Here is a 19,546-nt window from a genome sequence, read left to right as displayed (position 1 = left end):
TTTGAATTGCCACCTTTAAAACCAAACTTATTTGAAGCCCAACTGGCTTAACTATAACTGTGATCCATTCTGATGATGAATGACAGGAATTAACTGATGCTCATTCGCCAACCTGGAGTTAGGAAAAACGGCCTTTGCTTCTTCCAAAAGGGGCTGCAGTTGTTCTTCATCCTTATAGCGAGAGCTAAAATGAGTCATAATCAATTCTCCAACATCTGCTGCTCTAGCCGCCTCTGCCGCTTGCTTAGCAGTGCTATGATAGTACTCATGAGCGGTATCTGCCAAATCGTCCATAAATGTTGCTTCATGTACAAGTACATCTGCGTGCTTAGCGAGGGGCAATACATTTGCACACGGTCGTGTATCTCCCAAAATGGTTATCACTTTGCCGCGTTTGGGAGCTCCTAATACATCCTCCGGACGAACAGCTCTGCCGTCATCCAGGGTAATCGTCTCTCCACGTTTAAGACGACCAAAAAGAGGACCCGGCTTCAAACCATACTCTGCCAGCTTTACTTGATCGAGACTGCCTGGACGATCCTTCTCCGTAATTCGGTAGCCGTAGCTGTCGATCCGGTGCTCCAGCAATGCGGACTCTACAATGAAGCTCTCGTCTTCAAACAGCATACCACCCGTATGCTCAACAATCTTCATCTCATAGTTAATCCGAGACTGACTTAACTCCATTACGGTTGTAACCATACGTTCTGTCCCAGGCGGTCCATAAACCGTAAGGGGTGTCGTACCTCCCTGGTAAGCTCTGCTTGATAGCAGGCCGGGAAGCCCGAATACATGGTCCCCATGAAGATGGGTAATGAAAATCTTCTCCAATTTACTCAGTTTTAGCGGTGAACTTAAAATTTGGTGCTGGGTTCCTTCCCCGCAGTCAAACAACCACAAAGCTCTTCGCTCATCCAACATGCGGAGCCCAATGGAAGTTACATTCCGCTGCAGTGTAGGTACACCAGCGTTAGTTCCCAGGAAATATAGTTCCATCCGGATTGCACCTCTTTCTGTTGCCAGCAAAAAGCCTCCGACGATGCGGAGGGCTCTGCCTGACCTCTTATTGACTATGCTTTTTCAACATTAAAATATTTGGCTTGCGGATGACTGAACACCATCGCGGATACGGAAGCTTCCGGCTCCATCATGAAGCCTTCCGTCAGTTCCACCCCAATGTCCTCAGGCTGCATCAGCTTGAAGAGTGGCCCCTGATCTTCCAAATCCGGACAAGCCGGATATCCAAATGACACCCGTATCCCTTGGTAACGTGCGCCATGACGCTGTTTCATGGTCATGTTCGCCGGATCCGGGAAGCCCCATATATCTCTCATCATATGATGCACTCGTTCAGCTAATCCCTCAGCCACTTCAAGCGCTACAGATTGCAGAGCATGTGATCGAAGGTAATCCCCTTGCTCCTTCCATGCCGTAGATAGTTCACGAACACCGTGACCGGCTGTTACAACCATGAATCCAACGTAATCCATTTCTCCAGATTCAACTGGCTTCAGGAAGTCAGACAGGCACAGGAACGGTTCAACCTTTTGCCGCGGGAATGTGAAGGTATGCAGAATATTGCTTGTATTCTCGGGATCGTAAATGATGATGCTATTGCCGCTGGATTGTGCCGGGAAGAAGCGATACATCGCATGTGCCTGGATAATTCCATCCCGGACTGCTTCTTGCATAATCCCGTCTACAACCGCTTTGAGATCAGTTGCTTTGGGATCACCCGAAGCGAGCAGCTGCTCCACAGAACCACGAAGGCCAAGATGATGACCAAGCAGCATCTGCATGTTTACATACGGCAAAATGTGCGACAATGGATAATTACGCAGCGTGTGCCGCTCAAGATCCGGAGGAACTAGAACAGGATTGTCGATTGCGATATCCGACCGTTCAACTCGCGTAAGCTCCGGCAGCGGTTTAACCGCTTCTGCACTGGACGCATCCGCTTCTTTTTCAGCCTCCATCTCCAGCTGCATGACTTCACGGGAAGCCGGGTTCATCAGCTTGTTTGCCAGATCCAGTCCGTCCATGGCGTCTTTTGCATATACAACCATTCCGTCATATTCAGGGCGAATCCGGTTTTTGGTGAATTTGCGCGTAAGTGCTGCTCCGCCCACCATGATTGGTACATCGATACCCGCTGTACGCAAATCTTGCGCGGTGACGATCATCTGCTGAGCCGATTTGACGAGCAAACCGGACAGACCAATCGCATCCACTTTTTCTTCTCTATATGCTTCTATGATTCGTTCTGGTGGTACTTTTATACCCAAATTAATGATTCGGTAACCGTTATTGGACAGGATGATCTCCACCAGGTTCTTCCCGATGTCGTGCACATCACCCTTAACCGTTGCCAGAATGATTTTGCCTTTCACAGATGTTTCATTTTTCTCCATGAATTGTTCCAGATAAGCCACTGAAGCCTTCATTACTTCTGCGCTTTGTAAAACCTCAGCAACGATCAGCTCGTTGTTGTTAAACAGGCGTCCTACTTCTTCCATACCCCGCATAAGAGGCCCATTGATGACTTCAAGCGCTGAGTATTTGGCAAGAGCCTGTTCCAGATCTGGCAACAATCCCTCTTTGCTGCCTTCGACAACATAAGAGGCCAGACGCTCCTCTAATGAAAGATTCGAAATCTTTTCTTTCTTCTCAACCTTTTTGTTCCGGAATGCCGCTACGAATGCAGCAAGTGTTTCGTCATTCGTATTATATAGCAGCTCTTCCGACAATCTGCGTTCTTCCTCCGGGATGGAAGCATAACGTTCCAGCTTCTCCGTGTTTACAATGGCGTAATCAAGTCCAGCCTTCGTACATTCATACAAAAACACAGAGTTCAGGACTTCCCGACCGGCTTCAGGCAATCCAAATGAGATGTTACTGATACCAAGAATCGTATGACACTCAGGCATTGCTTCCTTGATAACACGAATCCCCTCGATGGTTTCCTTGGCAGAACCAATATACTGCTCATCTCCGGTACCAACAGGGAATACCAACGTATCAAAAATCAGGTCTTCAGCCTTTAATCCATACTTGTTCACCAGCAGATCGTATGAACGCTTGGCAACCTCCAATTTATCTTCACGACTAATGGCCTGTCCACGTTCATCGATGGTACCAACTACAACGGCTCCGCCATATTTGTGGATAAGAGGAGTCACAAGCTCGAATTTCTCTTCCCCATCCTCAAGGTTAATGGAGTTAATTATCGCTTTACCTTGAGAGTACTGAAGAGCAAGATCGATAACCTTTGCGTCGGTTGTATCAATCATCAGCGGAACTTTTACTTTTTTGACGACCAGCTCGAGGAATTTCTCCATATCCTCAGCTTCTTCGCGGTCCGGGTCCTGCACACAAACGTCGACAACATGTGCACCATTTTTCACCTGAGCGCGTGCAATTTCCGAAGCTTCCTCATATTTCCCTTCAACGATCAGGCGCTTGAATTTCCGAGATCCAAGCACGTTGGTCCGTTCACCAACCATATATGGACGATTGTCCTGCTCTATATATACCGGATCAATCCCGGATAATGCAGGCGGATGTGTTCCGTTCATTTCTCTTGGGGGGTACTTGGCAAGCGTATCACGCATCGCCCGAATATGTGCTGGAGTTGTACCGCAGCAACCTCCGGCGATGTTTAACCATCCCTGTTCGGCAAATGCCCCAATTTTCTGAGCTAGTGAATCAGGTGACTCATGATAATTACCATTTTCATCGGGTAGACCCGCATTCGGATAACAGCTGACTGCTACTGACGCCATTCCAGAAAGAGAACGAATGTGGTCACGCATAAACTCCGGGCCTGTAGCACAGTTTAGTCCCACTGAAATTGGGTTAAGGTGTTCTAAGGATATATAAAAGGATTCGATGTTCTGACCCGCAAGGGTTGTGCCCATCGGTTCTATTGTCCCTGAAATCATCAAAGGGAGCTTAATTCCACTCTGCTCGAATGCTTGCTGGATACCAATGCTGCCTGCTTTGACATTAAGGGTATCCTGCGAAGTTTCAAGCAGTAGCGCATCAACGCCTCCCTCAATTAAAGCGAGCGCTTGCTCGGAATAACTGTCGATGAGCTCCTGGAACGTTACGCCGCCCGTAACCGAGAGCGTCTTCGTTGTTGGTCCCATCGCACCTACCACATACCGTGGAGAATCTGGAGTCGAAAAGCGATCTACCGCAGCTCTCGCAATTCGAGCAGCTTCGAGGTTAATCTCGCGAGCACGATCCTGGATATCATATTCGGCCAATACTACTGAAGTAGCTCCAAATGTATTGGTTTCGATTAAATCTGCACCAGCTTCCAGATATTCTTCATGAATGCGCTGGATGAGTTCTGGACGTGTAAGTACCAACATTTCGTTACATCCATCCAGATCATCCCCGCCAAAATCTGCACCAGTAAGATCAACTTGTTGAATCATGGTCCCCATCGCACCGTCGAGGATTAATATTCGTTGTTTTAATGCATCATGTAGACTAAGCTTATCCAATAACTTCACCCCCGCAAAACGTTAAATCTTAGTTTAACAGAAACTTACTTATTGTGAAAGATCGGTTTTATTCAGCTGTATGGCGGGTTTCAGGCGATCAAGGTCGAATTTGCGAATCGACAAAAAGGTAGACATCCGATATAATATCTATTAAACCAAGTGGAAAAGAGGGAAAGAACATGGCTGAAATTGTGATCAGAAATACGAACGAACGTATCACTGGAGACGAAAATGTTCGAAATTTCTTGGACAAATATGAAGTACTCTATGAAAAATGGGACGCATCCAAATTAAGTGCTGAATTGCAAAATAACTTTGGATTGACTGATGATCAGAAAAACCAGGTTTTAGAAACCTTTGATTATGAAATCAAAGACCTCGCTGCACGTCGCGGATATCAAATCTGGGATGTCATCACCCTCTCCGAACAAACGCCAGATATTGAAGAAAAATTGGCCAAGTTCGAGGAAATCCACACACATGCCGAAGATGAAATCCGTGCCATTGTCGCGGGTAAAGGGATCTTTGTTATCAAAGGCACAGATGATGTAGGTTACTTTAATGTAGAATTGTCTCCTGGAGACGTCATTTCCGTACCCGAAAACACGCCGCATTTCTTCACTTTGATGGAGAACAAACAGATTATTGCTGTTCGCCTCTTTATTGAGAAAGACGGCTGGGTTGCTGACCCGTACCCGGATCCTACGTTTATTAAACAGGCCTAATCTCATATTACGGATATCCTTCATTCAACAAACCCCTGTCCATTTGAACAGGGGTTTGTTGCGGTTTGGATCATTATACAACATTAGATGGATTATATAAAATAATGTGGATACTTTGCTTTAACCGTCTCCTGTTCAACGACGACAAGTCTAAGGTGAGCTTCCATCACCTTCATCGCTTGTTCTGTTTGGCGCTCCTTGATGAGCTGGTAGATTTCCTTGTGTTGGGAGATAATAATTTCGGAATTAATGTCTTCTGACAAGCGAAGGATACGCAGACGATTAAACGGAATGTTAAGCTGCTGAAGCATTTTCCACGTTCTCATTTTCCCAGTTCCCTGAAACAGGATCTGATGAAACTCCTCATCCAGTTCAAACAGTCGATAGAAGTTATTCTTATCCATGCACACTTCCTGCATGGCGATATTGGTTTCCAATCTGAATTTGAATTCTTCTGCAAATGAGGCACATGCCAGCGCTACAATTTCCTTTTCTATTTTTTCTCGCATAAATCTGCCTTCTTCCACATGCTCCAGATTAATATGCGAGACGATTGTTCCACTCTGCGGGATAATATCCAAAAGTTCCTCTTCAGCAAGCTTCATGAAAGCTTCGCGAACAGGCGTTCTACTAACCTCAAGTTCATCCGCTATTTCTTTCTCTGAAATCTTCGTACCAGGCTTAAGCTCAAGGTGCAAAATTCTTTCCTTTATCAGCTCGTATGAATAAGCGCGGGTCGAACCTCTAATCTTTTGATTAAGTGACATTCCTTAACCTCTTCCTCTCAGCCGTATTCATTCATCTTAGCATAAATTGCCGTTTCACTAAAATGAGCTCAGCGAAACGGCAATCGTTTAAACGTTGTCTATCATGCTACTACTGTTTGTTCTCTTTATACTTTTTGTACGTATCGTTGGAAATCTGCAAGTACTGAGACAACCCTTGTCCTTCCAGTTCTTTTACGAAAGCATCGAACTCCTCAAGACTGCGTTCACCCAGAATAAATTTAAGGGTATTTTGGTCCGAATAGTCCTTAAGTGGAGTACTAAGCAATGTCACCTGTTCACGGTCAAGATCTGAGTACGGGATTGGAGGTTCAGCAGGAATAACTTCCTTGGTATCCTTCATGTCCTGCTGGAATTTCAATTCTTCTTCACTAAACATGGAGTGCAGCAGATCCGTTGTTCCACCATAAGCAAACACACCACCAGAGAAACCGTAATCAATACGCAGATCTTTTGTGCCTTTAGGATTCAATCCATTATAGTTCACATCATCCGCAAGCTTGCGAACCCCATCCTGTTTCGTGAAGGTCTCTCCTTCAACTCCCCATTTGGCGAATTCCTGGCCTTCATCACTGTAGTACAACCAGTCAATAAATTGCATTGTTGCTTTGAAATTTTCACTATCTTTAATTTTACCGGAAATCATGACACCGTTTTCAAGTCTAGATCCAGACATTAATTGTCCTTTCGGACCGCCTGGAACCGTAATTTTAGCAATGGAAAATTTTCCTTCACCCAACGTTTTATTCATATCATTGCGATGCAGCACTAACGTTTGAGAGTTACCATTAATGATAAACGATTTGCCAGAGACAAATTTTTGTGTCGCTTGATCATCATCTTGAGTGAAACTTTCCTTGTCCAGCAATCCTTCTGACACCATTTTGTTGAAGTAGGTCAGCATTTCTTTGTACTCAGGAGTAGTGGATGTATATACGAATTCATCCTTGTCTTCCTTATACGTAAGACCATTTCCGAAGCCCCAACCGCCCTTGGTTCCAAAACCAGCAGCCGCAATATTTAACGTACTGTTAAATTCAAATCGGTCCGAGAACGGAATCGAATCCGGATAGATTTCTTTCAACTTCTTGGCAGCATCATATAGTTCATCCCATGTCGTTGGGATAGGAATATTGTTTTCCTCGAAAACATCCGTTCTAACAATCAGTGTATAGTCTGGCCACACTTCTTCATGCAAACCAGGGAGAACATAATACTTCCCGTCTTCCTGACGGAGACCCTCCAGTTCATCCTCAAGCCCCCACTTCTCTACTTTGTCCTTGAAATTGGGCATCAAGTCAACATAGTCACTAACGGGCAATACGGCACCAGATGATACAAAGGCAGATTCTTCGCCCGGATAAGTTTTAGGGATTACGAGAGGTGCATCTCCAGAACTGATCAAAAGAGATCTTTTTTGCGGATAGTCAGACATCGGTACAATGGTAGGATCCAAGGTCACACCCGTCAGCTCGGTGATTTTTTGGAAAAGCAACCAATCTTTTTTGTATGGATATGCTGGCTGATCACTATAAAGGATGGATAAGTTGAATGGCTCTGAGGCTTTAAACGTTTCACCCACTCCGTAGGACTCCATAGCCCCTTTGGATTCAGGTTCTGCCTTCTCGGTTCCCGCTCCGCTGCTGCATGCTGCCAAAACGACACTCATCATTGTTGCCAAAACCATCTTGCCTACAAGCTTGCGTGGTCTCTTTTTCATTCCATTGTCCCCCTGCATGTGGTTTAGATTGGCCTTGCGTCTAAGAGATGTTAGCTATATGCACTTGGAATTACTGCTTAACAGATCCCAACATGATACCGGTTACAAAGTATCTTTGCACAAACGGATAAATCGTAAGAATAGGCAAAATCGTAAGTACCATCGTTACCGACTTGATATTGGCTGAGATTTGAGTCAAATTATCAGCCGACGCTCCAGCAGAAGCTCCTCCTGTTGCACCTGCAATCATATTGCGCAAATAAATGGTCACCGGGAACAGTTCCTTTTTGTCAAGATACAGGAATGCCGGGAACCATGAGTTCCAGTGTCCCACAGCGTAGAACAGAACCATAGTAGCCATTACTGCCTTACTTAGCGGCAATATAATACGAAGTAAAATACCATATGTGTTTAAACCGTCGATGGCTGCTGCTTCCTCAAGCTCCTCGGGCATGTTTTCGAAAAATGACTTCATAATTAACATGTTATAAATGCTGATGGCTCCAGGTACAACTAACGCCCACATCGTATTGTTCATGCCAAGGGAATTAATCAGGACATAGTTTGGAATCAATCCGCCACTGAAAAACATGGTGAACACGGCAAACATTGTCCAGAACTTGCGTCCCATTAATCTCCTTTTAGAAATCGCATACGCGAATATGGTTGTCATAAACATGGATATCAACGTACCTACCACAGTGTAGATCACTGTATTTTTATAATTCGTCCAGAACATGCTGTCACGCGAGATGGTCTTGTAGGTTTCCACATTAAAACCGCGCGGGATGATGCTGACTTTTCCTGAATTGATATAGGATTCGCTACTGAAAGATTGTGCTACAACATTCAGGAATGGATAGAGTGTGATGAACACCACCAGCAGCAAAAAGATGGTGTTAAATACTTTGAAGACTTTGTATGATTTTGATTCCTGCATGTTACCCCTCCTTTACCACAAGCTTCGTTGTGTTAGTCTGCGTGAGATTGCATTTACCGAGAATACCAAGATCAGTCCGATGAGTGATTCGAATAATCCAATCGCAGTAGCGTAACTGAAGTTGCTCGATTGCAAACCTACACGATACAGATAAGTGGAAATCACATCTGATGTATCATAGATAAGCGGATTGTAAAGGAGGAGAATTTTCTCAAATCCGACAGCGAGAAAATTACCCATATTCAGAATTAACAATGTAACAATCGTTGGCAAAATGCCTGGTATGGTTACATGGATTGTCTGTTTCCAGCGATTCGCACCATCAATCCGTGCAGCTTCATACAAAGAATCATCGATTGTTGTTAATGCGGCAAGATACAAAATGGCTCCCCAGCCCATGCCTTGCCAAATTTCAGAGGTGATATAGATCGTTCTGAACCATTCGGCGCGCTGCATAAAAGGAATGCTGTCTCCGGTAAAGAATGCAACCAAGCCATTAATGGATCCATTCACTGCCGTTAGTTGCAAAATCATACCGGCTACGATAACGATCGATAAGAAATGCGGCAGGTAGGATGCAGTCTGAACGAACTTTTTGAAGCGTTTACTTTTTACTTCATTCAAAAGCAGAGCAAAGATAATGGGAACCGGGAATGTGAAGAGTAATGCAAGCCCACCCAGCATGAGTGTGTTTCCAAATACTTTCCAGAACGTGGGGTCCTGAACAAACATCTGAAAATATCTTAATCCAACCCAAGTTTCACCAAAAATGCTGCCTCCCGGTACAAATCTTCTAAAGGCAATCACATTACCAATCATGGGTCCGTATTTAAAAATCAACAAATAAATCACTGGAAGTATTAATAGTGAATACAGCTGCCAATCTTTGCGGAGTAATGCTCCAGCCGTTCTTAACCTGCTTTCTTTGCGTAATGAGGTCATCGTAAGCGTGGTTTTAGCAGTTTCTGACTTCATATCTGATTCACTCCGATCAAATAAACTTGATAAAATCAAAAGTACTTCATGACAGCTCCCATCTTCACTTCTTTCTATCGAAGACCTTGCAGAAATTCACCCCCACTGCATAATAGATATTTGGTAATGTAAGCGATATCAATTTAAAGTAGTTTAATGGATATACTTAGGTTCTGATTGTTATCTTACTGCTCAATCTCATGAGTACCTGATGTATTCCAAAAATTAATATTTCCCAAAACTATGTAAAGCGCTTACAATATACATAAAAATAATAAAGCAATAACTTCTGATTCCATAACCTGGACATGCCAAAAGAGTACTGCTTTTAAATGATTCCCATACTAGTCATACTAGTATGTTAGTTACATTCTAAAACAGCAGTCCCAACTTTTCAATACCTTTTTTTATTATTTTTGATATTTCTTCACTACACAAGTTTCAACCAAACCAAAAAACATTGATAACCCATGAATGATTTTGCATCATTCACCGAGGTTATCAATGTTTAAAAATGCACCATTGTTCAATTCTGAAATAATCAGAAATTAGCAATAATACGATCTAATTCTGATAAGTGCTTAATCTCATGATCAGGTACATACGACTCCGAGTTCACTTTGTTCTCCCGATTAATCCAGACAGCCTGGATTCCTGCTGACAAAGCTCCGCGGATATCCGTCGTGAGTTTATCTCCAACCATCAAGCCTTCTTCTGGTTTTACTCCAAGTTTGCTAAGCGCATGTTCAAAGATAGACGGATCCGGTTTTCCTTTTCCAAAAGTACCCGAGATGATGATCTCATCGAAGAAAGGAGCCAGTTCAGGCACACCATCCAGCTTCTCTTGCTGCAGAGCAGGACAACCATTCGTCAAGAGCAACAGTTTGAATTTTCCCTGCAAGTGACGCAAAGTGTCCATTGTTTCTTCATATACATGAGGTCTGGATCTTCGCTCTGCTCCAAATTGCGAGGCAAGACGTTCGGCCAAATCTTCACGATCCACTCCCAGCTTCAATAAGCCACGACGCCAGGACTCCTTACGATATACAGGGGCAAGCTGCTCCAATTGACGGAATTCCGGCTGATCACCGCCTGTAAAATTAGCCCATAGTCCTTCAAACGGATTGATACCAATCATTTTGGTGAATGGAAAGGTTTCATAGGATTCATATAGACTACGAGCTTCATTACGAACAGCTTCTTCCAATGCCCCAGCATCAACGCCGGTTTCTTGTGAAGCAAGCAGGCAAGTTTCGTGGAATGCTTCCCGCACACTGCGTTCATCCCACAATAAAGTATCATCCAGGTCGAACAAAATCGCTTTTAATGCCATTCCGATCATCTTCCCCTTTGTGAATAATTACTTTTTCTCGTCTGTTTCTACAGTAATCTGATGTGCTTTGGCAAATTTCAGAAGTCGTTCAGAAATGGCATCTGTGTCATAGCGGTTCAACAGTTTAGTGAACACCCATCTTTTGCCACGGCTGTTATGTTCGATAACTACCGTTCCCTGTTCGAATCTAAACTTAACGATGTCATCTACTCCAATGGAGCGTTCCCGATTCCCTTTGGTTGTTATAATCCGGTTGCTCCCTATTTTGATGTAAGGACGGCGAAGCATAAAAATCACAGCCAAAAATACATACAACAGCATCGTAACCCAGTCCCATGTTGTCATCGGAGCTTTAACAAGAAATGTGCTCATAAACAGATACAAAAACGCAAGTCCAATGAGGAAAATAGGAAACAGAAGACTGCGTCCTTTGAATATGTCCTCACCGGGCGTACCCGAAATCGGTTGACCATTTTTTTTGCGCTGCTGATTCAACTGCTTTGAATTTTTCCGAACCGTTCTCTCGAACGAACGAGCCATGAGAATCCCCCTTATGTCATCTTTGTATCGGCTTACAAAATTCGCAAACCGACATTCCCCCTATAAATTTGCATTCTCAAAATAAAAGGAAGAAACCTAAATATCATAATGATATCTTTAGGTTTCCTTAGTGTTTGAGTTTGCCTTGGTGGCCTTGATCCTTCTCATCATCAACAATTTCAATAGAATCCAGTTGCTGTCTGAAGTTGCTGCGGATGTTGTTTAAGTAAATTTCTCTAAGTTTAGCACGTTCGGCAAGTTCTTCCTCTGAAAGTCCAGTGGACTTTTGTTTACGAGCCAATTCATTGATGCGTGCTACCAGGCTATCTATATCCAAGCTTGTCCCCTCCAAAAATACAAAGTCATACTAACTTTGACATGATCGAGGCGGCTTGTCAAGGCTGCTACTTACTCGCTCGAATGAATCATGATTTTAAGGTGTAAACTGAGGCAAAATTAGGACTTGTCCAGCTTGAATTGAAGTCGTTTGAAGCTGGTTTACTTTCTTTATTGCTTCTATATATACACGTGTATCCATATTTTCCGGTTTATGCTCCAAAGATAAGCTCCACAATGTTTCACCCTGGGATACCGCAATTTTGCTGCCAGGAAGAACATTGTTCTCGTCTCCTGCAAACACAGTCAATACAGTGCTGCAGCCAATGAATATGATTAACGATGCCATAATCAATTTCAACATCCATGTTGGCATCTTGGCTTTTGCAAACCATTGTTTAAAGTTACCTATGTTAGACTTGACTGCTTCCGAGTTCATCGGTTCATAAATACTTTGATAAGTGGAATATCTCATATTAATCGTCCTCCAAACGTTTGTTCCTATCTGTTAAAATCAATATAACACGAACACTTGTTTTGTACAACAGATTTTTAGAACAATTGTTCGCTTTATTTCAAACCCCAAATTTCCTGTAAATCTCTAGATGAATCCAACTCGTTATTTACTATTGTTAGATTTGAAGGACTATACGAATAAAAGACTCAAAAATATTGATTTTATCGGATTTTATTTAGAACTTATGTTTGTACGAACGGAGGTTCTATGTTATAATTTTCCCAAACGTTACTAAAATGGGGTTGATACGGTATGTCGAAGATATCCAGCAGGCAGCAAGCTATTCTGGAATTTATACGCAATGAAGTCCGGTTGAAGGGATATCCTCCTTCCGTACGTGAAATTGGTGAAGCGGTTGGACTGGCTTCCAGTTCTACGGTTCATGGACATCTGGACCGCTTGGAGAAGAAAGGTCTCATTAGACGTGACCCTACTAAACCGAGAGCCATTGAGTTATTAAGCCAGGAGGAATCAGAACACTCCCATCAGTTTGCACACAGTGTTGCTCGCATTCCTGTCGTAGGTAAAGTCACTGCAGGGGTTCCGATTACCGCAACAGAGAACATTGAGGATTATTTCCCGCTACCGACACATTATGTTGGAGAACAGAAAGTATTTATGCTCTCTGTTGTTGGTGACAGTATGATCGAAGCAGGGATCGTCAATGGAGACTACGTTATCGTGCGCCAGCAGCAAACAGCAGATAACGGGGATATTGTCGTTGCGATGACTGAAGATGACGAAGCTACAGTTAAAACATTCTACAAAGAGAAAGACCATATTCGTCTTCAGCCTGAGAATGCAACATTTGAACCACTTCGTTTAAAACATGTTAGCATTTTGGGTAAAGTGATTGGCCTTTTCCGTGATATTCACTAGTCTTTCTTCCAACAGCAAGTCAGCTGAACTGTAATGACAAAAAGAGGTTGCCCTGTTCAACAGGACAACCTCTTTTTATATGTTAAATTTCGACTTCGTTAATTCCATTTGTTATCGTTTGAGAATGCTTTTGTGATGAGAGAATACTTCAAAACTTTGCTGACCATGATATGACCCCATACCACTCTCTCCTACACCGCCAAACGGTAAATAATGTGAAGTCATATGAGACAACGTATCATTAATGCATCCCCCACCGAATGACACTTGATCCAAGACCTGATTCTGCAGCTCTTCTTGCTGCGTGAACAGGTATAGCGCCAGCGGTTTGGGACGGCGTACAATCTCAGCGAGCAGAGGATTAAGATCATCGTAAGTCATTACCGGTAGAATGGGACCGAATATCTCTTCTTGCATAACAGGTGAATCCCAGTCCACATTTCCTACCAAGGTAGGTTCAATCAGCAGCTGATCCCGATCAGAGCGACCACCAATCAGAGTATCACCATCTTCTAAGAATACAGACAGTCGATCAAAGTTACGTGTGTTGACGATATGCGGGAAATCAGGATTTCCCATGACATCCTTACCGAATTTATCTTGAATCTCCTCACCAATCTCTTCAAGGAGTTTATCGTGTACGTCTTGATGTACAAGTAAGTAATCCGGAGCAACACAGGTCTGACCCGCATTCAAGAACTTACCACGAACGATCCGCTGAGCTGCCAACTTCAAATCTGCGTCTTTATGAACAATTACAGGGCTTTTTCCACCAAGTTCAAGCGTTACCGGCGTAAGATGCTCTGCTGCTGCTTTCATAACGATGCGACCAACACCCGTGCTGCCTGTGAAGAAAATATAATCAAACTTCTCTTTCAACAAGGCTGTGCTCGTTTCGACTTCACCTTCCATGACAGCTACATATTCCTCAGGGAAAATATCCGTGATCAGGTCATACGTCAGACGTGACACTGCCGGCGTTAATTCAGAAGGCTTAATAACAGCAGAGTTACCCGCTGCAATTGCACCAATCAAAGGACCAAATGCCAGTTGGAACGGATAGTTCCATGGCGCAATAATGAGAGCAACTCCGTAAGGTTCTGGATAGATCGTGCTTGTACCATCAGGTATAACAGCACTTGTTGGCACTGCTCGAGGAGCCGCCCATTCCTTAAGATGTTCTAGTGCAAAATCCAGCTCACCCAAAACGATGCGAATCTCAGAGTTATATGCCTCTGTTTCTGATTTATTTAAATCTGTATGCAGTGCGTCCAATATCCGTTGCTGATATTTCTCTATTCCTTGTCTTAATTGCTGAAGAGCATGAATCCGATACTCAATATTTTTAGTTTGTCCTGTATAAAAGAATGCCCGCTGACTTGCAACGAGTTGTTTCGCTTGTTCCATATTAACATCTCCAATTAATGATTTAAAATTAAATTGCTAAAAATATAATTGAATTATATCTTGTTTATATGAAATTATCAACATATTAAAATGACTGTTCTCTGGAAAATATATATCTTCTCTCTTACTATTATATGTATACTATTAAATACTGCTATTTTCTTAGAAACCTAATCACCACTGTCCCATTATGTAATTCATTAAAAAAACCCTTGGCACTATTGCGCCAAGGGCTTTCCATATTAGTACAGCGTGATGTATTGATCGCGTTCCCATTGGTGGACTTGTGTACGGTACATATCCCACTCAATTTCTTTCAGCTCGTAGAAGTGAGCCAGGGCGTGATCGCCAAGTGCATCACAGATGACTTCACTGCGGATCAATTCGTTCAAAGCTTCTTTCAGGTCAGCTGGCAAGCTTGGAATGCCTTCTTCCACACGCTCTTCTTCTGACATAATGTAGATGTTACGGTCAATCGGAGCTGGTAAGGAAAGCTCACGTTTGATTCCGTCCAATCCTGCTTTCAATAAAACCGCCAAAGCCAAGTAAGGGTTAGCAGCCGGATCCGGGTTACGAACTTCAACACGTGTACTCAGACCACGGGAAGCTGGAATACGGATCATTGGGCTACGGTTACTGGCGGACCATGCTACATAACAAGGAGCTTCATAACCTGGTACAAGACGTTTGTATGAGTTCACAGTTGGGTTAGTAATTGCTGCAAACGCACGGGCATGCTTCAGCGTTCCAGCCATGAAGTGACGTGCAGTTTTGCTCAGACCCAGCTCGTCCGACTCGTCAACGAATGCATTCGCACTGCCTTGGAACAACGATTGGTTACAGTGCATACCGGAACCGTTCATACCAAACAGCGGTTTCGGCATAAAGGTAGCATGTAGACCATGCTGACGTGCAATCGTTTTAACAACGAGTTTGAACGTTTGGATCTGGTCTGCTGCTTTTAGAGCATCAGCATATTTAAAGTCGATCTCATGCTGACCTGGAGCTACCTCATGGTGGGAAGCTTCGATCTCAAAGCCCATTTCTTCAAGTGTGATAACGATGTCACGACGACAGTTTTCACCAAGATCCGTAGGCGCCAGGTCGAAATATCCACCTTGGTCATTCAGTTCGTTAGTCGGGTTTCCTTTTTCGTCTGTTTTGAACAAGAAGAACTCTGGTTCAGGACCGACATTGAAGGAAGTGAATCCCATTTCTTCGGCTTCCTTCAGGTTACGTTTCAAGATGCCGCGTGGATCTCCAGGGAATGGGTTGCCATCCGGCAAATAAACATCACAGATTAGGCGAGCAACACGGTTCTCAGCTACCCAAGGGAAAATCAGCCAAGAATCGAGATCCGGATAGAGGTACATGTCGGATTCTTCAATACGCACATAACCTTCAATGGAAGAACCATCAAACATCATTTTGTTATCCAAAGCCTTGGTCAATTGGCTTACAGGAATTTCAACGTTTTTGATAGCTCCAAGCAAGTCGGTAAATTGCAATCGAACGAATCGTACGTTTTCTTCTTTAGAGATGCGGAGAATGTCTTCTTTTGTATAACTCACGATACCTCTCCCTTTCTTTTCTGCTTATTTGGCTTGCATGTTATATTTGTACATTAGAAAGTTCCACGGGTCAAGGAGTCTGCCATCACAACTGCATGATTTCCCCCCACTCACCAAGTTATGCGAACTTACTTTTTATTAAAAAATCGAGAAAGCTCTCCCTGAATGAGAGATACTTGTCCAGGTCTCTTACCCGAAACCAGCTGTTGCTTCAATAAACGGTGCAGCTGTGTATCCGACAGCTCTCTGCGCTTCACTTCTGTATCAGCAGTGATAACTGTCGCTTCTTCGGATTCCTTGGATACCGGATTCATAACCTGCTTGATGCCGGCAATATTAACACCTTTTTCGATCAAAGCCTTGATCTCCAGCAATCGTTCTACGTCATTAAAGGAAAACAACCGTTGGTTACCTGACGTTCTTGCCGGTACAATCAAGCTGTGCTGCTCATAATATCGAATCTGACGAGCGGACAGATCCGTAAGTTTCATAACAATACCTATCGGGAATAAGGCCATATTTCTGCGAATTTCGTCACCCATGTTCATCAACCTTCCAGTCATCTATTCTTCACCCTATTGTACATTTAGTTATTACTAAGTGTCAATGACGTGTTAGATAAACTCACAATAATTTACGATCTTTCATTGTCTGGAGCGCCATCAAAACGCCATATTTAACATGAGAGTAGGTTAACCCCCCCTGCATGTAGCCGATATATGGCTCTCGAATAGGCGCATCCGCTGACAACTCCAGGCTTCCGCCCTGTATAAACGTACCTGCCGCCATAATGACGGGATGTTCATAACCAGGCATGTCCCATGGCTCTGGAACGACATGACTATCCACTGCAGCAGCCCGCTGAATTCCCTGTACAAAAGCGATCAGATGCTCCGCGGAGGAGAACTGCACAGCTTGGATCAAATCTGTACGTGTCTCATTCCAAGCAGGTTTGGTTACAAATCCTGAAGCAGCAAACATTGCAGCGGCAAAGGTACTGCCCTTGATGGCTTGTCCCACAATTGTCGGCGCCATGTAAAGTCCCTGGTAGATCCCCCGGGTTGTTCCCAACATGGCACCAACCTCACCACCTATGCCAGGTGCAGTCAAACGATACGCTGCCAATTGAACATACTTTTCCTTCCCGCATATGTAACCCCCGGTTTCAGCAAGGCCTCCGCCAGGGTTTTTGATTAGTGAACCTGCCATCAGATCTACCCCGACCTCTGTCGGTTCGCGTTTCTCCGTAAATTCGCCATAACAGTTATCCACGAAAACGATCACATCTTCTTTGATGGCCTTGACCCGTTTTACCATATCTGCGATCTCATCAATACAGAAGGAAGAACGCCAGTCATAGCCGCGTGAACGTTGGATACCAATGACTTTGGTTGAAGCAGTAATATTCCCCTTAACTGCGTCCCAATCGACACTGCCATCTGCCAGCAAAGCGGTTTCACGGTATCCAATACCAAAGTCCCGAAGCGATCCGGTTCCATCTTCCGGACTTCCAATGACTTTGTGCAATGTATCATAGGGTTTACCTGTGATGTATAACAACTCGTCACCTGGGCGCAGTACGCCAAAGAGAGCGGTAGCTATCGTATGTGTACCTGAGGCAAAATGGGGACGAACCAACGCAGCCTCTGCGCCAAATACGTCCGCATATACTTCATCCAGCACTTCCCGGCCACGATCGTTGTATGCATATCCCGTTGAACCGGCAAAATGATAATCACTGACTTGTTTGCGTTGAAACGCATCAATGACCTTCCACTGGTTGTAATCCGTAATACCGTCAATCATTTTCATCTGTTGTTCAATCTGGGCCTCAACTTGTTGTTGCAGCTCCACAATCTTTGTATCCAAGCTTGCCATCTTACTTCATTCCCCTTCATTGCACTAATCTAACGCATAATATCGATTATCGTGTCAACTTACCATACCAATATGTCATGTATATTACAATTCAATGAAATCTTCAAGTAAATAACCGAATTTTTCATATTCCCCTTTTTGCAGCTCAACTTGATAGATCACATCGTTTTCTTCAAAAGTGGTTTCAACAACATCTCCAACCTTATAAAGAACAGATGTAAGATCTCCCCGCTCTGCAGGAATACGGAACCGCTTCGTATCACCCGTCAGCTCTTCCTGAATTCGCTCCCGAATTTTCAGCAGGTCAGCTTCTTCCAGTGCACTTACCTTCATATGGTCTTTGTCCAAAGGAAGCATTTCCAGCTGCTCAGGTGTACATGCATCTTTTTTGTTATAGAGCACCAATTGAGGCTTATCGCCAGATCCGAGCTGCTGGAGAATTTCATGCACGGTTCTCATCTGATCTTCCCTCATTGCAGAGGATGCATCCACAACATGCAAAATCAGATCGGCTTCGTTCACTTCCTCCAATGTTGCACGGAAAGCGGCAATCAGATCATGCGGGAGGTTTTGGATAAATCCTACTGTATCCGTAAGTACAATTTCTTTCCCGCTCGGAAGCTCCATCGTACGTGAAGTTGGATCTAACGTTGCAAACAGCTGATCCTGAATATATACATCAGCGGCAGTTAATTGTTTAAGCAATGTGGATTTGCCTGCATTCGTATACCCTACGAGTGCAACCTGTACAATGCCTGTCTTTTTGCGACGCTCGCGATGAAGTTTACGGTGGCGTGTAACCTCTTCCAGATGCCGTTTCAGATCATCAATGCGACCCCGGATATGACGGCGATCCGTCTCCAGCTTGCTTTCCCCCGGTCCACGTGTCCCGATTCCCCCTCCAAGCCGTGAAAGGTTTTTGCCATGCCCCGATAATCGTGGAAGCAGATAGCTAAGTTGGGCCAATTCGACCTGAATGATACCTTCTCTTGTATTTGCACGTTGAGCGAAAATATCCAGAATCAACTGGGTACGGTCGATAATTTTGAGATCCAGTGCCTCTTCCAGGTTACGAACCTGAGCTCCAGACAGCTCTTGATCAAATATCGCTGTGGTCGCGCCCAATTCCTCTGCGATCGCACGAAGCTCCTCCACCTTACCTTTTCCGATAAACCACTTCGTATCCCGGGTTTCACGGTTCTGGGACAATACACTCAGCACCTCAACACCTGCAGTCTCTGCAAGCTTCACCAATTCCTCCAAAGAGTACTCCGGATTAATGCCTGATCGCTTTACTTCATCTGTAATCAAACTAACTAAAACGGCGCGGTCTTTCTTAACCTGATCTGTATCATGGGTAACTGTCATATTCAATGTGTCCTCCTTATCAAACTCAGCTTCATCTATTACGGTTATTGTTCCCTCATAG

17 protein-coding genes are annotated in these 19,546 nt (G+C 44.0%); 2 read left to right on the top strand and 15 right to left on the bottom strand.

The features are described 5' to 3' along the window. Positions 1–51 precede the first annotated feature (51 nt). Both rnz and metH read right to left on the bottom strand, forming a co-directional pair. The gene (gene rnz, locus CHH60_RS00460; protein ID WP_095357371.1) at positions 52–996 is read right to left on the bottom strand and encodes a ribonuclease Z; all 945 of its coding nucleotides are present in this window, start codon (positions 994–996) and stop codon (positions 52–54) included. Between the two features lie 74 nt (positions 997–1,070). Further along, positions 1,071–4,511 (bottom strand): methionine synthase, encoded by a 3,441-nt coding sequence (gene metH, locus CHH60_RS00455; protein WP_095357370.1) that lies wholly within the window; start codon positions 4,509–4,511, stop codon positions 1,071–1,073. 179 nt (positions 4,512–4,690) lie between these two features. Between metH and CHH60_RS00450 the strand changes: the two genes are divergently transcribed. Next, a complete protein-coding gene (locus CHH60_RS00450) occupies positions 4,691–5,236 on the top strand; it encodes a cupin domain-containing protein (protein WP_095286447.1) in 546 nt (181 codons plus the stop codon). A gap of 92 nt (positions 5,237–5,328) precedes the next feature. Here the strand turns inward: CHH60_RS00450 and CHH60_RS00445 are convergent, their stop codons facing one another. The 8 genes from CHH60_RS00445 to CHH60_RS00410 all read right to left on the bottom strand — a co-directional run bounded on the left by CHH60_RS00445 (position 5,329) and on the right by CHH60_RS00410 (position 12,340). Further along, a complete protein-coding gene (locus tag CHH60_RS00445; protein ID WP_095286446.1) occupies positions 5,329–6,003 on the bottom strand; it encodes a GntR family transcriptional regulator in 675 nt (224 codons plus the stop codon). Between the two features lie 109 nt (positions 6,004–6,112). Next, on the bottom strand, positions 6,113–7,741 hold the full coding sequence (locus CHH60_RS00440) for an ABC transporter substrate-binding protein (protein WP_095357369.1): 1,629 nt from the start codon (positions 7,739–7,741) through the stop codon (positions 6,113–6,115). Between the two features lie 70 nt (positions 7,742–7,811). After that, positions 7,812–8,681, bottom strand: a complete 870-nt coding sequence (locus CHH60_RS00435) for a carbohydrate ABC transporter permease (RefSeq protein WP_095357368.1) — start codon at positions 8,679–8,681, stop codon at positions 7,812–7,814. 12 nt (positions 8,682–8,693) lie between these two features. Then, positions 8,694–9,623, bottom strand: coding sequence for an ABC transporter permease (locus CHH60_RS00430; protein WP_375335160.1), 930 nt, complete (start codon positions 9,621–9,623; stop codon positions 8,694–8,696). Between the two features lie 574 nt (positions 9,624–10,197). Continuing rightward, entirely contained in the window at positions 10,198–10,989 is a 792-nt protein-coding gene (locus CHH60_RS00425) for an HAD family hydrolase (RefSeq protein WP_095357366.1), read from the bottom strand. A gap of 27 nt (positions 10,990–11,016) precedes the next feature. Then, positions 11,017–11,529, bottom strand: a complete 513-nt coding sequence (locus CHH60_RS00420) for a hypothetical protein (RefSeq protein WP_095286441.1) — start codon at positions 11,527–11,529, stop codon at positions 11,017–11,019. A gap of 127 nt (positions 11,530–11,656) precedes the next feature. Further along, the gene (locus tag CHH60_RS00415; protein WP_095357365.1) at positions 11,657–11,866 is read right to left on the bottom strand and encodes a DUF896 domain-containing protein; all 210 of its coding nucleotides are present in this window, start codon (positions 11,864–11,866) and stop codon (positions 11,657–11,659) included. A gap of 96 nt (positions 11,867–11,962) precedes the next feature. Beyond that, complete coding sequence (locus tag CHH60_RS00410; protein WP_095357364.1) at positions 11,963–12,340, bottom strand: LysM peptidoglycan-binding domain-containing protein; 378 nt, start codon at positions 12,338–12,340, stop codon at positions 11,963–11,965. Between the two features lie 294 nt (positions 12,341–12,634). On the opposite strand from CHH60_RS00410, the gene lexA reads away from it, so the two are divergent. Then, on the top strand, positions 12,635–13,261 hold the full coding sequence (lexA, locus tag CHH60_RS00405) for a transcriptional repressor LexA (RefSeq protein ID WP_056689962.1): 627 nt from the start codon (positions 12,635–12,637) through the stop codon (positions 13,259–13,261). Between the two features lie 111 nt (positions 13,262–13,372). Here the strand turns inward: lexA and CHH60_RS00400 are convergent, their stop codons facing one another. The 5 genes from CHH60_RS00400 to hflX all read right to left on the bottom strand — a co-directional run bounded on the left by CHH60_RS00400 (position 13,373) and on the right by hflX (position 19,485). Further along, positions 13,373–14,668, bottom strand: coding sequence for an aldehyde dehydrogenase (locus CHH60_RS00400; RefSeq protein ID WP_095357363.1), 1,296 nt, complete (start codon positions 14,666–14,668; stop codon positions 13,373–13,375). Between the two features lie 242 nt (positions 14,669–14,910). Then, positions 14,911–16,239 (bottom strand): type I glutamate--ammonia ligase, encoded by a 1,329-nt coding sequence (gene glnA / locus CHH60_RS00395; protein ID WP_095286437.1) that lies wholly within the window; start codon positions 16,237–16,239, stop codon positions 14,911–14,913. A 128-nt stretch (positions 16,240–16,367) separates the two neighbouring features. Further along, on the bottom strand, positions 16,368–16,781 hold the full coding sequence (locus CHH60_RS00390) for a MerR family transcriptional regulator (protein WP_095286436.1): 414 nt from the start codon (positions 16,779–16,781) through the stop codon (positions 16,368–16,370). 82 nt (positions 16,782–16,863) lie between these two features. Continuing rightward, a complete protein-coding gene (locus tag CHH60_RS00385) occupies positions 16,864–18,117 on the bottom strand; it encodes a methionine gamma-lyase family protein (protein ID WP_095357362.1) in 1,254 nt (417 codons plus the stop codon). Positions 18,118–18,201: 84 nt separating this feature from the next. Then, positions 18,202–19,485 carry a GTPase HflX gene (hflX, locus tag CHH60_RS00380; protein WP_095286434.1) on the bottom strand — a complete coding sequence of 428 codons (1,284 nt, stop codon included), beginning with the start codon at positions 19,483–19,485 and terminating at the stop codon, positions 18,202–18,204. Between the last annotated feature and the right edge of the window lie 61 nt (positions 19,486–19,546).

Source organism: Paenibacillus sp. 7523-1 (genome assembly GCF_002276415.1).
Taxonomy (GTDB): domain Bacteria; phylum Bacillota; class Bacilli; order Paenibacillales; family Paenibacillaceae; genus Paenibacillus; species Paenibacillus illinoisensis_A.
The sequence above is the reverse complement of the archived record's forward strand: the minus strand, read 5'-3'. Positions and strand labels throughout refer to the sequence as shown.

Coding starts and splice junctions, on each gene's coding strand:
- CHH60_RS00390 (WP_095286436.1), bottom strand. CDS start 16,781: ATGGGTGACGAAATTCGCAGAAATATGGCCTTATTCCCGATAGGTATT.
- CHH60_RS00435 (WP_095357368.1), bottom strand. CDS start 8,681: ATGCAGGAATCAAAATCATACAAAGTCTTCAAAGTATTTAACACCATC.
- lexA (WP_056689962.1), top strand. CDS start 12,635: ATGTCGAAGATATCCAGCAGGCAGCAAGCTATTCTGGAATTTATACGC.
- rnz (WP_095357371.1), bottom strand. CDS start 996: ATGGAACTATATTTCCTGGGAACTAACGCTGGTGTACCTACACTGCAG.
- CHH60_RS00430 (WP_375335160.1), bottom strand. CDS start 9,623: ATGACCTCATTACGCAAAGAAAGCAGGTTAAGAACGGCTGGAGCATTA.
- hflX (WP_095286434.1), bottom strand. CDS start 19,485: ATGACAGTTACCCATGATACAGATCAGGTTAAGAAAGACCGCGCCGTT.
- CHH60_RS00425 (WP_095357366.1), bottom strand. CDS start 10,989: ATGGCATTAAAAGCGATTTTGTTCGACCTGGATGATACTTTATTGTGG.
- CHH60_RS00385 (WP_095357362.1), bottom strand. CDS start 18,117: ATGGCAAGCTTGGATACAAAGATTGTGGAGCTGCAACAACAAGTTGAG.
- CHH60_RS00410 (WP_095357364.1), bottom strand. CDS start 12,340: ATGAGATATTCCACTTATCAAAGTATTTATGAACCGATGAACTCGGAA.
- CHH60_RS00420 (WP_095286441.1), bottom strand. CDS start 11,529: ATGGCTCGTTCGTTCGAGAGAACGGTTCGGAAAAATTCAAAGCAGTTG.
- CHH60_RS00445 (WP_095286446.1), bottom strand. CDS start 6,003: ATGTCACTTAATCAAAAGATTAGAGGTTCGACCCGCGCTTATTCATAC.
- CHH60_RS00440 (WP_095357369.1), bottom strand. CDS start 7,741: ATGAAAAAGAGACCACGCAAGCTTGTAGGCAAGATGGTTTTGGCAACA.
- CHH60_RS00400 (WP_095357363.1), bottom strand. CDS start 14,668: ATGGAACAAGCGAAACAACTCGTTGCAAGTCAGCGGGCATTCTTTTAT.
- CHH60_RS00450 (WP_095286447.1), top strand. CDS start 4,691: ATGGCTGAAATTGTGATCAGAAATACGAACGAACGTATCACTGGAGAC.